Source organism: Rhodococcus sp. CX (assembly GCF_015865005.1).
Lineage (GTDB): Bacteria > Actinomycetota > Actinomycetes > Mycobacteriales > Mycobacteriaceae > Rhodococcus.
This window is the reverse complement of sequence record NZ_JADZGH010000099.1, coordinates 68,792-70,061: the sequence shown is the minus strand read 5'-3', so window position 1 is coordinate 70,061 and position 1,270 is coordinate 68,792. Positions and strand designations below refer to the sequence as shown.

Annotated in this window: 1 protein-coding gene; it reads left to right on the top strand. The window is 64.3% G+C overall.

The window, feature by feature from the left end:
• Positions 1 to 212 precede the first annotated feature (212 nt).
• A complete protein-coding gene (locus I0Q12_RS10760; RefSeq protein ID WP_197251911.1) occupies positions 213 to 995 on the top strand; it encodes an enoyl-CoA hydratase/isomerase family protein in 783 nt (260 codons plus the stop codon).
• Positions 996 to 1,270: the final 275 nt, after the last annotated feature.

Sequence of the window (1,270 nt, the reverse complement as noted above, 5' to 3'; positions counted from 1 at the left end):
TCGGCGCCCGACCCGTGAGCATCACGCCCCCTTCCCGGACCGACGGCCGTCGCGGACATCCGCCGTCGAATCGCGCACTGCCGTTCCCTGATGGATAAAATGATGCTAACCATTATAACGTGAAGGTACGTCGTCCACCCGAAGGACGACGTCCCGGACAGGCTTCACCTTCCAGGCCCGATGCACGGGCGACATCGAACGAAGGATCTGCGATGAGCACACCCGCCACCACCACGAGCGTCGTGATCGAATCCATCGATTCGAGCCTGTGGATACGCCTCAATCGACCCGAGCGGCGAAACGCCTTCGACCCCGAGATGTGCTCGACGATCGTCGAGGCACTTCACGATGCCAACCGGTACCGCTCCATCGTCATCACCGGGTCGGGCGGAAGTTTCTGTGCAGGTGGTTCCCTCGGTCAGTTGAGCGAACCGACCGTCACCGAACTCCGCCATCTCTACCGATCCTCCCTGGCGCTGTTCGACGCGATCCGCTCGTGCCCCCGCCCGGTCGTCGCCGCCGTCAACGGTGCAGCCGCAGGGGGCGGCAACGAACTCGTGGTCGCGTGCGATCTCGCCGTCGCTGCGCGGTCGGCGACATTCGGCCAGACCGGTCCTCGGGTCGGCAGCTCTCCCGTCACGGGCGCCACGAACGTGATGGGCGTGCAGATCGGAGAGAAGCGGGCGAAGGAACTGTCGATGCTGTGCCGTCGCTACCCGGCCGAACGCGCCTACGAGATGGGCCTCGTCAACGAGGTGGTCGACGACGACATGCTCGAGGACCACGTCCGGTCGCTGTGCCGGGAGTTCGAACTCCTCAGCCCCCGCTACCTCGAGATCACCAAGGTCAACTCCAACCTGTGGTGGAACTCGGCCCGCGATTCCTTCAGCAACGGCCTCGGCATGCTGGTGCAGGCCATCGGCAGCGACGACATGATCGAGGGAGCTCGAGCGTTCCTGGAGAAGAGGACCCCGCAGTTCCCGCCTGCAGAATAACGAGCATCACACAAATCGTGAGCATGAATGTGCACAATAGGGTGCCGAAGAGGGGCACAATGACTCTGTGCACTCTCCGTAACGGATAAGGTCGACGTCCCACCCGGTGCGGAGTACGGCGAGCCTGCCGGCTTCGTCGAGGTGGACCTCCGCGTCGAGCCAGACCGGGGAATCAGAGGCTGAGGAGGGTTCCGTGACCACCATGTCGAGAGGTCCGAAGACGTCGCTGGTCGTCGCCCAGCAGATCGTCCGCGACACCGCCCGGAAGGGTCTGC